Genomic DNA, 12,664 nt, shown 5'->3' on the forward strand with positions numbered 1-12,664 from the left:
CTCATGCCGCACCCTCGCTTCCCCCGGCGGCCGCGACCACGGCGCGCGTACCCTGGGCAGTTCTCCCGCTCACGGCGCGGTGCCCCTGCCGGCGTCCGATCCGCCTTGGTCGGGACGCTCGTACGCCGCCGCCAGCGCCTCCGCCTTGCGCAGCGCCTCGGCGACCGCGGCCTCGCCGCCGCCCGCCCGCGCCGCCGCGTACCCGACCAGGAACGCGGTGAGCGGCGCCGCCGGACGCACGACGTTGTGCGCCGCGACCTTGGTCATGTCCAGCAGCGCGGCGACGTCGACGTCGAGTTCGACACCCAGTTCGGCCTTCACGGCCTCGATCCAGTCCTCCAGCACGTCTTCCATCCTCCCCGAACGGTCTCTCGCGGCCCGTACTTGAGGCCAGGTGTCGCAGTCGAACGCGGCTCCTTCGGCGTCCGCCGCCCGCTCCAGGGCCAGCGGCGTGAGCATCCGGCGCAGCGCGGCGCCGTGCGGCTCGCCGACCGCGGCCAGCGCGGCCCGCAGGGCCTCGGTCCGGTACGCGGCCAGCAGCGGCTGGTCGCGGCCGTCCGCGTCGACGAGCAGCACGCCGTCGGGCCGCGGCCCCGGGCCTTCCGCGGCGCGCACCAGCGCGTCCAGCAGACGGCCCGTCACCTCGCGGGTCACGAACGGGAGATCGGCCGCGAGCAACAGGACGTACGGCGCCTCGACGGCGGCCAGCCCGGCCGCCACGGCCGCGACCGGCCCGCCGCCCGGCGGGTCCTCGCGCAGCCAGCGCACGTCAGCGGCGGTCGTACGCTCCGGGCCCACCGCGATCACGCGGCCCGCCCCGGCGCAGGCCGCGACCGCGCGATCGAGGAGCGTGCGTCCGCCCACCCGCAGCGCGGGCTTGTCGCGCCCGCCGAGGCGCCGCGCGGCTCCGCCGGCGAGGACGACGGCGTCGAAGGAGGGCTGGGAAGCGGGCTGGTTCCGAGGACGGGTGTCGGGACCGGTCCCGGCATTGTCCCCGGCACCCGGCCCGGCCCCTGTCCGTTCCGCGGCGGCGCCCGTCACGTGCTCACACCCCGCTCGGCGGCAGGTCCTCGGGCGCGACGTGCCGCACCACCCAGGTGTGCATCGCGATCGCCGCCGCGGCCCCCGCGTTGATCGAGCGCGTCGAGCCGAACTGCGCGATCGAGCACACCCGCGACGAGGCGGCCCACGCCTCGTCGGTCAGTCCGGGACCCTCCTGGCCGAAGAGCAGGACGCAGCGCCGCGGCAGCGCGGTGGTCTCCAGCGGGACCGCGCCCGGCAGGTTGTCGATGCCGATGATCGGCAGGTCCTCGGTCTTCGCCCACTCCGCCAGCTCGGAGACACCGGGGTGGTGCCGCACGTGCTGGTACCGGTCGGTCACCATCGCGCCGCGCCGGTTCCAGCGGCGCTTGCCGACGATGTGCACCTCGCGGGCGAGGAAGGCGTTGGCGGTGCGTACGACCGACCCGATGTTGAAGTCGTGCCGCCAGTTCTCGATCGCGATGTGGAAGTCGTGCCGACGCGTGTCCAGGTCGGCCACGATCGCCTCGTGAGTCCAATAGCGGTAGCGGTCGACGACATTGCGCCGGTCCCCGTCGGCCAGCAGCGCCGGGTCGTACCGCGGGTCGTCGGGCCACGGGAGCGGATGCGGGCCGACGCCCACCTCGCGTGCGGGGTCGTACGGGTCGGTCTGGTCGTCGGTCACGCGTCGAGGGTACGCGGGGCGCCCTCCGCGTCGGGGCGCCCGCGCAGCCGCCCGCCCGTCCACCGCACGGCCCGGCCGCCCCACGCCGCCGCGAACAGCAGGAACGCCGTGGGCAGGAACACCAGGTCGCCCAGCGCCATGGCCGCGGAGAAGGCCGGGAGGCCCAGCAGCACGGCGATGCCGAGGTGCATGCCGACCATGATCGCGATGACGGTGTACTTCGCGCGCTTGGCGAACACCAGGAACGCGAACCCGACCTGGGTGAAGACGGTCAGGTAGGCCAGCGCCGTCCCCCACAGCTCGCCGCCGTCCACGATCCCGGACAGCCCCGGGAAGGGCTGGAAGTACTCCAGATTGAGCGCGTAGTGCATGGCGGTGCCGTCCTGCCAGGTCTTGCCCTGCACCTTGTACAGGCCGGCGGCGGCATACACGACGCACACCTGGGCGGCGATGACGAAGAGCGCGCAGTGGTGCATCGCGGCGACCAGGGCCGCGCGCACTTGTTCGAGTTCGAGCGGCAGGCGCCACATCCCGGCGAGCACGACCACCGCACCGAGCACCGACGCCCACCAGGGCAGCAGCAGTCCGGCGGCGACCACCGCGAACAGCGCGACGAAGACGCCCCATTCGTGGCCGGGCCCGGGCGAGCGCGACTGCCCGGTCCGGCGTTCGCGGCGCGCGTCGAGGGACCACACGCGCCCGCAGGCCGTGAACATCAAGTAGAAGGACATCAGCAGCAGCACGGTGTCGCCGCTGTCGGTCATGAGCAGCGAACGGCTGTTGAAGGACACGACCATGACGCAGAAGAGCACGCTCATGGCCCGCGTGTGCCAGCCCAGCACGAACAACGTGGTCGCGAGCACCGCGACCGCGAACATCAGCTCGAACCACCAGCGTTCGTCGCGCACCAGCAGGATGCTGACGCCGTCGATGCCGCTGAGCAGCCTGCGGGCCATGTCCGGCGACCAGGGCGACTGGTCGCCCCAGATCTCGCGCCGGTTGAGGAACTCGCGCAGCAGCGAGGCGAGGAAGACGCTGCCGAAGCCGATGCGCAGCAGGGCCGCCTGGTAAAGGCCGCGCGGGCGTCCGGTAATGCGGCCGAGGAGGGCCAGAAGGCCTTCGGCGAGGCGCACGTCGAGCGGCAGGCGCGCCGGGGCGGGCTTCGGTGCGGCGGAGGCCGCGGTGTCGGGACGTCCGCCCGTACCGTCGCTTTCCGCGTGCCCGACGGGCACGGGGACGTCGGTCGGTTCTGCGGTCGACGCGCCGTGCGATTCGTCGCGCGATTCGTCGTGAACGCCGTCCGCCGGCGTCGTGGGGGCCGGGACGCGCCCGGCCGCCGGGTCAACGGAAGTCATCGTGCTTCGTCTCCCACCAGCCCAGTTCGCGTACGGTCGGCTGCGTCGGCGCGGCGCCCGGGGGCGTGATCGCGGTGGACACCACGCGTACCTGCACCGCGACGATCCCGTCCGCGCGTCCGGCCGCCTGGAAGCGCTTGACCACGATCCTGCGCAGGTACTCCTCGGAGAGGTCGGCGCGGTTGTCCGCGGCGCTCTCGTCGGAGTTGTGCGAGTCCATGTAGAAGTCCCACGCGCGGCGCAGCAGGTTCTGGTCGGCCTTGCTGGGGAACGGGTTGCCCTGGATGTGCGCGATGTCGTCGCCGCTCAGGTCCGTCCAGTCCGACTCGGTCACGGTGCCGTCCGCCGCGCGGTACTGCACGCGCGCGTTGACCCGGTGGTTGACCGCGAGGATGTCCGGCGCGAACAGCCGCCAGTTCTGCTCGAACAGGGGGTTGATCCACCCCCTGATGTCCTCCGAGTACTTGCGCGACGCCTGGTTGTCCGGGGCCACGTGCAGGCCGACGAAGAGCAGGTGGAATCCGGCGCCGACGACCAGCACGACGGCGATCAGGGCCGCGACGAGCTGGACGCGCGGCGAGCGCGCGCCGGGGTCCTCGGGGTCGACCGCGGGCTTGCCGGGCGGCGGCGCGCCGTCGGCCCGGCCGACGGCCGGATCCACGGCCTGACCGGCGTCCGGATCGGCGTCCGGACCGCTTCCGGCCACCGAGGTCTCCTGTGCGGGCATGGCCCTCCCGTACTTTGGCGGCAGCCGCACGCTACCGGGTCCGCGCCGGGAAAGGGCGCCTTCGGGCCGCCGGATCGCCGACACGTTGCCAGGTCACACGTCGTCCGTGAAGTCCCCGGTGGCGCGGCGGCCCGCACGGGCCCCTACAGGTCCAGCGCGCCCTCGCGGCCGTGGGCCGCGTACACACCGAGCAGCGCGGCGCGGTCGTCGGCGGAGAACTCGCGGTACGCGGCCCCGCGCTCGGGGGCCCACCACACCGGCTCGTCGGTGCGGAAGCCCTCGCGCCGCAGCCCGACCTTGTTGACCTTGTTGGTCGCGGTCACCGGGATGCGCTCGGCGAGGCGTACGAAGCGCGGCGCCATCTTGGTGCCGAGGTCCTCCTGCCCGGCGAGGAACGCCGAGAACGCCTCCGGGTCGAACGACGTGCCCGGGCGCAGTTGCACCGCGGCCATCACCTGGTCCCCGGCGACCGGGTCGGGGACGCCGTACACGACGACCGCCTCCACGGGCTCGTGCCGCGACAGGATGTTCTCGATGGTGGCGACCGACAGGTTCTCGCTGTCGACGCGGAGCTTGTCGTCCGAACGGGCCGCGAAGTACAGGTACCCGGCGTCGTCGCGGTAGAAGAAGTCGCCGGTCCAGTACTGCCCGTCGCGCGTACGGGCGGCGTTGGCGTCGTCGTTGCGCCAGTAGCCCTCGAAGCCGTTGCGGCCCAGGTTGACCAGCTCCCCGATCGCCTCGTCGCCGTTCACCAGGCGCCCCTGGGCGTCGAAGACGGCGCGCGCGCACTCGCGTCCGGTGGCCGGGTCGAGCAGCGCGGCCTCGGGCGGGCAGGGGCCGACGGCCCGGTCCGGCGTCCCCGGCTGCCAGTTGACGCTCATGCCGCCCTCGGAGCTGCCGTAGCCCTCGGTGAGCTTGGTGCCGAAGCGCTTCTCGAAGCGCTGCATGTCGACGGTCCCGGCCTCGGTGCCGAAGGCGTTGCGCAGCGTGTTGTCGGCGTCGTCGGGCTGCTCGGGGGTGGCGAGGATGTACGAGATCGCGCGTCCCACGTAGGTCGTGTACGTGGCGCCGTAGCGCCGAACGTCCTCAAGGAACCCGGACGCCGAGAACTTGCGGCGCAGCGCGACCGCGCTCCGCGCCCGCATGGCCGGCGCCCAGTTGGCCATGAGCGCATTGCCGTGGAACATCGGCATGCAGATGTAGTGGACGCCGTCCTCGTCGAAACCGAACTGCGTGGCGAGCGCGGTCCCGGCGCCCGCGAGGCGGCCCTGCGAGCAGATGACGCCCTTCGGCGCGCCGGTGGAGCCGGAGGTGAAGACGATCAGCAGGCGCTCGCCCGCGTCGATCTCGGTGCCGGGCAGCGCGGCGTCGGCGTAGGGCGCCAGGACGTCGTCGTACGCCGGGTCGTCGACGACGAGGATGCGTTCCGCCGGAATGCCCAGGTCGAGGTCGTCGAGGAGCGGCAGATGGGCACGCTCGGTGACGATGAACGAGCAGTCGGCGTGCGTGATGTCGCGCGCGAGTTCGGCGCCGCGGCGGGTGGAGTTGACGCCGACCAGCGTCCCTCCGGCGACCGCGATGCCCTCCAGCCACATGGGGAACTCGGGCACGTTGTCGAGCAGGACGCCGACGTGCGGTGCGGCGCCCGCGGGGAGCCGGTCGGCGATGAGGGCGGCGCGGGCGGCGGCGGCCCGGGCGACCTGGTCGTGCGTCCAGACCCGGTCCTCGTACATCAGGCCGACGCGGTCGTCGCCCACCTGGGCGTGAACCAATTCGGCGATCGTGACCATGATGTGCTCCTCCGCCGGATTCCTGATACACCGTCAGATGAATTCTGTCCGCATCATTGACACTGTCAACTGACACGCGTCAGCCCGCACGAGGAGCACGCATGAGCGAGCGGATCCATCCGGAGGTGCGTTTCGCGTATGCGGCCGCCCGGCACGGCGAGGTGGCGGCATGAGCCCGGACCCCCAGGCACCGGCCCTGTCGGGGCCGTCGGCGTCCACGCTGGCGGCGATGCTGGGTGCCGAGATGCCCGACATCGCGGACATCCCGGCCGAGGCCTTCGTGCTGGTGGAACAGGTGCGGGACCTGGTCGAGGCGGTCGTCCTGACCGATGTCGACGCCGCGGCGCGGGCCGCGGCGAGCGCGCACGTCGCCGAGGCCACCGCACTGCTCACGGCCGCGCAGCGGCCCAAGGACGCGGTCGTGCAGCTCGTGCGCCACGAGAACGGCCGCTACGAGCACCTGTCGCAGGCGGGCTCGGGACGCCTCAACCCGCAGGCGCCGCGTGTCGAGTACCTGAACCTGCCGGACCCGGTCGAGCCGGGCGAGGTGCGCGAACCCGTCGAGATCCTGGCGCGGGTCACCCTCACCGCGCAGCACGGCGGCCCGCCGGGACGCGCGCACGGGGGCGTGGTCGCGACGGTGCTCGACCAGGTGCTGGGCGTCGCGGCGTCGGTGAGCGGGCCGGCGGGCTTCACGGCGGGGCTGGACATCCGGTTCCGCAAGGGGACGCCGTACGACGTGCCGCTGGACGTGGCCGCGCGCTTCCTGCGCCGCGAGGGCCGCAAGACGTTCGTGACGGCGGAACTCCGCGTCGGCGAGGTCGTGACCGCCGAGGCGACGGCCGTGTTCGTGACCGACCGCGCACCCGGGGACGAAATGGCGTGAGCTACGCCACGTAGGGCGGCGTGCCGGTCTCCGACACCATCGGACGCCCGGCCGCCTCCCAGGCGAGCATCCCGCCGTCGATGTTGACCGCGTCCCAGCCGCGCTGCACGAGGTACGCGGTGACCTGCCCGGAGCGCCCGCCGACTCGGCACATCACGTACACGCGCTTCTCCTGCGGCACCTCGTCCACACGCCCGACCAGCGTGCCCATCGGGATGTGCAAGGCGTCGGCGACGTGTCCCGCAAGCCACTCGCCGTCCTCGCGGACGTCGAGCACAAACGCGTCGACAGGAACTTCGGCGGCGCCGACGGCCGGAAGCGGCTGGTGCATCGGTACTCCGTGGGGTGGTGGGGGTGGGGTGACGGGAACCGCCGCCCATTCTCCGCCATCGCGAGGGCGGCTCATCGGTCGGCGGGCCTCCGGGGTCGCAGTTGTTGCGATGGCCGGGGCCGTGTCGCCCTCTAACGGCTCAACTGGCGTGTGGTGAACGGGGTTCGTCGGGCAACACGCGCGCCCGATGATTGATATGCCCTGAATCACGGTAGATCGTGTGACTCATCGGAACACCCGCTGATCACCGATCAGCCCGCCGACCCGGGGCGGTCCGGCCGACGCCCATCCGGCCGGACCGGGCCGGCCCCAATTGACCGAAATTCATCGGTCAATGGCGACAAAATATGGCAATTACCCCAGCAACTATCCCAGCAGCGCCGCGAGTTCTTTCTCGCGCTCGTCGATGCGCGTGAGAAGCTGCTCGGCCAGGTGCTCCAGCAGCCCGTCAGGATCTTCCGGGGCCAGCGCGAGGAGCTGCCCCATCGGGCTCTCCAACAGCGCCTCCCGCTCCGCGGCCAACTGCTGCTGACGGCTCGTCAGCAGCGCCAGGCGGCCGCGCAGCCACTCCATCCGGTCCGGCGGCGCCACCTCCGGCGCCGCGCCCGGTCCGGCCGCCCACTCGTCGTCCAGGGCCATGAGAGCCGCCACGTCACCGGCCGAGTACGCGGCGTTGACGCGGGCGATGAAGTCCCCGCGCCGCTCCTTCTCGGCGGCGTCCTGGGCGAGGTCCGGGTGCGCCCGCCGGGCGAGTTCGCGGTAGAGGCGCCGGGCCTCGTCGCTCGGCTTCACCCGCCGCACCTCGACCTCCGGCGCCGCACCCGTCTCGGCAGCGAAGGCGTCCATCAGCTCGTCGAGGTCCGGCATCGGGTCGACGACCGCCCGCGCCTCCAGCGCCCGCCGGATGTCCTCCGCGTCGCGGCTCCGGGCCGCGACCGCTTCCGCGACCAGCGCGTCGAGTTCGTCGAGGCGCTCGTACAGCGGTCCGAGCCGCCGATGATGCACGATCGCCAGATTGTCCAGTTCGACGCGCAACGTCGCGACGTCCACCTCGGCGTCCAAAAGCCCGGCCTCGACCGCCGCAACCTGCGCCTCCAGGGCCGCCACCTGCGGATCCGACCAGATCGCCGGTGCGTTGCCCTCGTCCATTCAAGCCCTCTTCCGGTGTCGAACACGGCCGCGCGGCAGGGCTGCCACCCCGCCTGGAAGGCCCGCTGGATGTATTCCAGGCCCCCCTGGAACAAACTTGTTAGCTGTCGAGAAGATCAAATCCCCTACAACAGCCCACGCCAGCCTAAGCGTTAGGGCAGCATGGTCGGGCCGTCCCTGGCCAGTCGATCCAACCAAGCAGTTGGCTAGAGGGGATAAGATCCAGCCATGCCGCCCGACACCGCACGTACCCGAGCCAAACTTCTCGACGCCGCCCGAGCGGAGTTTGCCGAGCACGGCATCGCCGGTGCCCGCGTCGACCGCATCGCCCTGCGCGCTGGGGTGAACAAGGAGCGCATTTATGCGTATTTCGGAAACAAGGAGCAACTGTTCCAGCACGTCCTCAGTGAGTCGCTGCAAGAGCTGACCGCGGTCGTCACGATGTCCAGTGACGACCCGGCCGAGTACGTCGCGCAGATCTACGACTTCTACTGCGCCCGCCCCGAGCTGCTCCGGCTGCTCTTGTGGGAGGCCCTGTACTACGGCCACGAGCCCATCCCCGACGAGGAGCGGCGGGCCACGAGCTACGCCGTCAAGCTCCAGGAGTTCGCCGAGCAACTCGGCGTCCAGCCCACCCCCGATGTGGCGCAGCTCCTGTTCTCGCTGATCGGGGTTGCCGCGTGGCAGTCCACGATGCCCCAGATGGCACGGATCATCCTGGGCACCGAGACGGAATCCGAGCAAGCCCAGGCCCGCCGCCGGGATCACCTGGTCGAGTTCACCCGCCAGTCCATAGCCGCGGTGAAACAACCGCAGGGCTGAGCGGCTTTCCACGCGACACCCTGAGGACCGGATCCGTCAACTCCGTGGAACGGAGCCGGTCGTCGGGGCGACCAGGGACGACGCACGGATCGACCGAGGGCCCGCGGTGGCGGGGCCAACAACTCCCAGCGCTCTCCACCACGGTTCCGCTCCGCGGGCGAACGAATCGCCGCGGTCCACGGACGCGGTTCCGACACGCCGATGATGCGCCCCCGATGCAGCAGGATGGCACCGGGCGCAACGACAGGAGGCGACGTGACCGGTCGGGCTTGGCAGTTCTGGGTGGACCGCGGCGGCACCTTCACCGACATCGTCGCGCGGCGGCCGGACGGCCGCCTCGTCACCCACAAGCTGCTGTCCGAGAACCCCGGCCACTACCGGGACGCCGCGGTGGCGGGTATCCGAGCGCTGCTCGGCCTCGTCGACGACGAGCCGGTCACGCCCGAACTGGTCGAGCAGGTCCGCATGGGCACCACCGTGGCCACCAACGCCCTGCTCGAACGCAAGGGCGCACGCACCGCGCTGGTGATCACCCGCGGGTTCGGCGACGCGCTTCGGATCGCATACCAGAACCGGCCGCGCATCTTCGACCGGCACATCGTGCTGCCCGAGGCGCTGTACGAGCGGGTGATCGAGACAGACGAACGCATGGCCGCCGACGGGACCGTGCTACGCGCCCCCGACCTCGAAACGCTCGCCGTGCAACTGCGCGCCGCGTACGCCGACGGGATCCGCTCCGTCGCGGTGGTCTGCCTGCACAGCCACCTCCACCCCGACCACGAACGCGCGATCGGCGCGCTCGCCGAGGAGGCGGGGTTCCCGCAGGTCTCGTTGTCCAGCGAGGTCAGCCCGCTGATGAAGGTGGTGCCGCGCGGCGACACCACGGTGGTCGACGCCTATCTGTCGCCCGTGCTGCGACGCTACGTCTCGCAGGTCGCGGACCAACTGCCCGGCGTACCGCTGATGTTCATGCAGTCCAACGGCGGACTCGCCGAAGCCGGCCACTTCCGCGGCAAGGACGCGGTCCTGTCCGGTCCCGCGGGCGGCATCGTGGGCATGGCCCGAATGTCGGAACGGGCCGGGTTCGACAAGGTCATCGGATTCGACATGGGGGGCACGTCCACCGACGTGTCGCACTACACGGGCCAGTACGAGCGGGTCTTCCACACACTCATCGCCGGCGTGCGCCTGCGCTCCCCCATGCTCGCCATCGACACCGTCGCCGCGGGCGGCGGCTCGATCCTCCACTTCGACGGCCGCCGCTACCGCGTCGGCCCCGAGTCCGCGGGCGCCGACCCGGGCCCCGCCTGCTACCGCAACGGCGGGCCACTGACGGTCACTGACGCCAACGTGCTGCTCGGCCGCGTGCAACCCGCGCACTTCCCCAACGTGTTCGGCCCGGGCGGCGACCAGCCGCTCGATGCCGACGAAGTACATCGGCGCTTCACCTCGCTCGCCGCCGAGATCCGCGCCGCCACGGGCGACGACCGCACACCGGAAGAGGTCGCGGAAGGGTTCCTGCGCGTCGCAGTGGCCAACACCGCCAACGCGGTCAAGCGCATCTCGGTGGAGAAGGGCCACGATGTCGGCGAGTACGTGCTCACCACCTTCGGCGGCGCGGGCGGACAGCACGCCTGCGCGCTCGCCGACTCGCTCGGCATCCGCACCGTGCTCGTTCCGCCGATGGCCGGCGTGCTGTCCGCGCTTGGCATCGGCCTGGCGGACACCACGGTGATGCGTGAGCACTCCGTCGAGGCGCCGCTGTCCGACGCGAACCTGCCGACGGTCGTCGCGACCGCCGACCGCCTCGAAGCCGCCGCCCGTAGCGAACTGCTCGACGAGGGCGTACCGGTGGAACGCATCCGCGTGACCCGCCGCGCACACGTGCGCTACGACGGCACCGACACCGCCCTCGCCGTGGAACTGGCCGGACCAGAGGCCGTGGCGAGCGCCTTCGAGGCCGTACACAAGCGCACCTACTCCTTCTTGATGGACCGTCAGCTCATCGTGGAGTCGGTCTCGGTCGAGGCAACAGGCCTGACCGACCAGCCCGATCTGCGCGGCCTCGACGACGAGGCCGCGCCGACCTCCGACACGGTGCGCGTCCGCATGTACTCCGCCGGAGCCTGGCGCGAGGCCCCGCTGCACCGACGCCGGCACATGACCCCTGGCACCACCGTCACCGGCCCCGCGATCATCTCCGACCCCAACTCCACCACCGTGGTCGACGACGGCTGGCGTGCGACGCTCGGGGCGGAAGGACACCTGCTGGTCGAACGCGCGGCGAGCCGCGCCGAATCCGACGCCGGAACCGCGGCCGACCCGGTCATGCTGGAGATCTTCAACAACCTGTTCATGTCGATCGCCGAACAGATGGGCAGCGCACTCGAATCCACCGCGCAGTCCGTCAACATCCGCGAACGCCTGGACTTCTCCTGCGCGTTGTTCGACCCGGACGGCAACCTCATCGCCAACGCACCGCACATCCCGGTGCACCTCGGCTCGATGGGGCGGTCGGTCAAGGAGATCGTGCGTCGGCGCACAGACATCGCGCCCGGCGACGTCTACGCGGTCAACGACCCCTTCCACGGCGGCACCCACCTGCCGGACGTCACCGTCATCACCCCGGTGTTCGACACCTCGGTCGCCTCCGTCCGGCCCGCGGCGAAAACCGACGGGCCCGACGGGGCGCCGCGCATCCTCTTCTTCGTCGCCGCCCGCGGCCATCACGCCGAAATCGGCGGCATCACGCCGGGCTCGATGCCGGCGGACAGCCGCACCATCCACGAAGAGGGCGTACTGCTCGACAACTGGCTGCTCGTCGACGGCGGCAGATTCCGCGAGGAGGAAACCCTCCGCCTGCTGGCCGAGGCCGACCACCCATCGCGGAACCCGCAGGCGAACCTCGCCGACCTGCGCGCCCAGGTCGCGGCCAATGCCAAGGGCGTCGAGGAAGTCGGCCGCATGATCGACCACTTCGGGCTAGACGTCGTGCAGGCCTACATGCGCCACGTGCAGGACAACGCCGAGGAAGCAGTACGCCGCGTCATCGACGCTCTCGACGACGGCGCCTACACCTACGAGACCGATTCCGGTGCCGTGATCTCCGTCCGGGTCACCGTCGACCGCGCCAACCGCTCCGCGACCGTGGACTTCACGGGTACGTCACCGCAATTGACCACCAATCTCAACGCCCCCTCATCGGTCGTGTCCGCCGCGGTCCTGTACGTCTTCCGAACCCTCGTCGCCGATGAAATCCCCCTCAACGAAGGCTGCCTGCGCCCCCTGAGCATCGTGATCCCCGACGGCTCGATGCTCGCGCCCGACTACCCGGCCGCGGTCGTCGCCGGGAACGTCGAGACCTCGCAGGCGGTCACCGGTGCCCTGTACGCCGCGATGGGCGTGCAGGCCGAGGGCTCCGGCACGATGAACAACATCACCTTCGGCAACGAGAACCACCAGTACTACGAGACGGTCGGCTCGGGGTCGGGTGCGGGGGACGGCTTCGCCGGTGCCTCGGTGGTCCAGACGCACATGACCAACTCGCGGCTCACCGACCCCGAGGTCCTGGAGTGGCGGTTCCCGGTGCTCCTGGAGGAGTTCGCCGTACGGCACGGCAGCGGCGGCGCGGGCCGGACCCGCGGCGGCGACGGGGCCGTGCGGCGCATCCGGTTCCTCGAACCCATGACCGTGTGCACGCTCTCGGGCCACCGCCGCGTGCCCCCGTACGGCATGGCGGGCGGCAGACCGGGGGCGCTGGGCCGGAACCGGATCCTCCGGGCGGACGGCGAGACGGTCGTGATGTCCGGCTGCGACGTGGCCGAAGTCGCAGCCGACGATGTCCTGGTGATCGAAACCCCGGGTGGGGGAGGGTACGGCGAATCGGACCGTTCCTGACG

Annotated in this window: 10 protein-coding genes; 3 read left to right on the forward strand and 7 right to left on the reverse strand. The window is 71.7% G+C overall.

The features are described from left to right. Nucleotides 1-69: 69 nt before the first annotated feature. The 5 genes from ACRX5S_RS07600 to ACRX5S_RS07620 all read right to left on the reverse strand — a co-directional run bounded on the left by ACRX5S_RS07600 (nt 70) and on the right by ACRX5S_RS07620 (nt 5,577). The gene (locus tag ACRX5S_RS07600; protein ID WP_436772001.1) at nt 70-1,041 is read right to left on the reverse strand and encodes an NTP transferase domain-containing protein; all 972 of its coding nucleotides are present in this window, start codon (nt 1,039-1,041) and stop codon (nt 70-72) included. Nucleotides 1,042-1,045: 4 nt separating this feature from the next. Then, nucleotides 1,046-1,705: a TrmH family RNA methyltransferase gene (locus ACRX5S_RS07605; RefSeq protein WP_436772002.1), complete on the reverse strand. Its 660-nt coding sequence runs from the start codon at nt 1,703-1,705 to the stop codon at nt 1,046-1,048. Continuing rightward, nucleotides 1,702-3,060 (reverse strand): HTTM domain-containing protein, encoded by a 1,359-nt coding sequence (locus tag ACRX5S_RS07610; protein WP_436772003.1) that lies wholly within the window; start codon nt 3,058-3,060, stop codon nt 1,702-1,704. Before ACRX5S_RS07610 ends, ACRX5S_RS07605 begins: the two co-directional genes overlap by 4 nt. Continuing rightward, nucleotides 3,047-3,787 carry a DUF5819 family protein gene (locus ACRX5S_RS07615; RefSeq protein ID WP_436772004.1) on the reverse strand — a complete coding sequence of 247 codons (741 nt, stop codon included), beginning with the start codon at nt 3,785-3,787 and terminating at the stop codon, nt 3,047-3,049. Before ACRX5S_RS07615 ends, ACRX5S_RS07610 begins: the two co-directional genes overlap by 14 nt. A gap of 143 nt (nt 3,788-3,930) precedes the next feature. Continuing rightward, nucleotides 3,931-5,577: an AMP-binding protein gene (locus ACRX5S_RS07620; RefSeq protein WP_436772005.1), complete on the reverse strand. Its 1,647-nt coding sequence runs from the start codon at nt 5,575-5,577 to the stop codon at nt 3,931-3,933. A 169-nt stretch (nt 5,578-5,746) separates the two neighbouring features. Here ACRX5S_RS07620 and ACRX5S_RS07625 point away from each other — a divergent pair, with 169 nt between their 5' ends. Continuing rightward, complete coding sequence (locus ACRX5S_RS07625; protein WP_436772006.1) at nt 5,747-6,463, forward strand: PaaI family thioesterase; 717 nt, start codon at nt 5,747-5,749, stop codon at nt 6,461-6,463. Between the two features lies 1 nt (nt 6,464). Here ACRX5S_RS07625 and ACRX5S_RS07630 read toward each other — a convergent pair whose 3' ends face one another. Next, on the reverse strand, nt 6,465-6,794 hold the full coding sequence (locus tag ACRX5S_RS07630; RefSeq protein WP_436772007.1) for a rhodanese-like domain-containing protein: 330 nt from the start codon (nt 6,792-6,794) through the stop codon (nt 6,465-6,467). 366 nt (nt 6,795-7,160) lie between these two features. After that, complete coding sequence (locus tag ACRX5S_RS07635) at nt 7,161-7,943, reverse strand: hypothetical protein (protein ID WP_436772008.1); 783 nt, start codon at nt 7,941-7,943, stop codon at nt 7,161-7,163. Between the two features lie 228 nt (nt 7,944-8,171). Here ACRX5S_RS07635 and ACRX5S_RS07640 point away from each other — a divergent pair, with 228 nt between their 5' ends. Both ACRX5S_RS07640 and ACRX5S_RS07645 read left to right on the forward strand, forming a co-directional pair. Beyond that, nucleotides 8,172-8,765 carry a TetR/AcrR family transcriptional regulator gene (locus ACRX5S_RS07640; protein ID WP_436772009.1) on the forward strand — a complete coding sequence of 198 codons (594 nt, stop codon included), beginning with the start codon at nt 8,172-8,174 and terminating at the stop codon, nt 8,763-8,765. 255 nt (nt 8,766-9,020) lie between these two features. After that, on the forward strand, nt 9,021-12,662 hold the full coding sequence (locus ACRX5S_RS07645) for a hydantoinase B/oxoprolinase family protein (protein ID WP_436772010.1): 3,642 nt from the start codon (nt 9,021-9,023) through the stop codon (nt 12,660-12,662). The last annotated feature ends 2 nt before the right edge of the window (nt 12,663-12,664 follow it).

This window comes from Yinghuangia sp. YIM S09857, from assembly GCF_051388915.1.
Classification (GTDB): domain Bacteria; phylum Actinomycetota; class Actinomycetes; order Streptomycetales; family Streptomycetaceae; genus Yinghuangia.

What these genes read in the sequence shown, in the direction of transcription:
- ACRX5S_RS07640 (WP_436772009.1), top strand. Translation starts at nt 8,172, where the DNA reads ATGCCGCCCGACACCGCACGTACCCGAGCCAAACTTCTCGACGCCGCC.
- ACRX5S_RS07615 (WP_436772004.1), bottom strand. Translation starts at nt 3,787, where the DNA reads ATGCCCGCACAGGAGACCTCGGTGGCCGGAAGCGGTCCGGACGCCGAT.
- ACRX5S_RS07625 (WP_436772006.1), top strand. Translation starts at nt 5,747, where the DNA reads ATGAGCCCGGACCCCCAGGCACCGGCCCTGTCGGGGCCGTCGGCGTCC.
- ACRX5S_RS07620 (WP_436772005.1), bottom strand. Translation starts at nt 5,577, where the DNA reads ATGGTCACGATCGCCGAATTGGTTCACGCCCAGGTGGGCGACGACCGC.
- ACRX5S_RS07630 (WP_436772007.1), bottom strand. Translation starts at nt 6,794, where the DNA reads ATGCACCAGCCGCTTCCGGCCGTCGGCGCCGCCGAAGTTCCTGTCGAC.
- ACRX5S_RS07635 (WP_436772008.1), bottom strand. Translation starts at nt 7,943, where the DNA reads ATGGACGAGGGCAACGCACCGGCGATCTGGTCGGATCCGCAGGTGGCG.
- ACRX5S_RS07610 (WP_436772003.1), bottom strand. Translation starts at nt 3,060, where the DNA reads ATGACTTCCGTTGACCCGGCGGCCGGGCGCGTCCCGGCCCCCACGACG.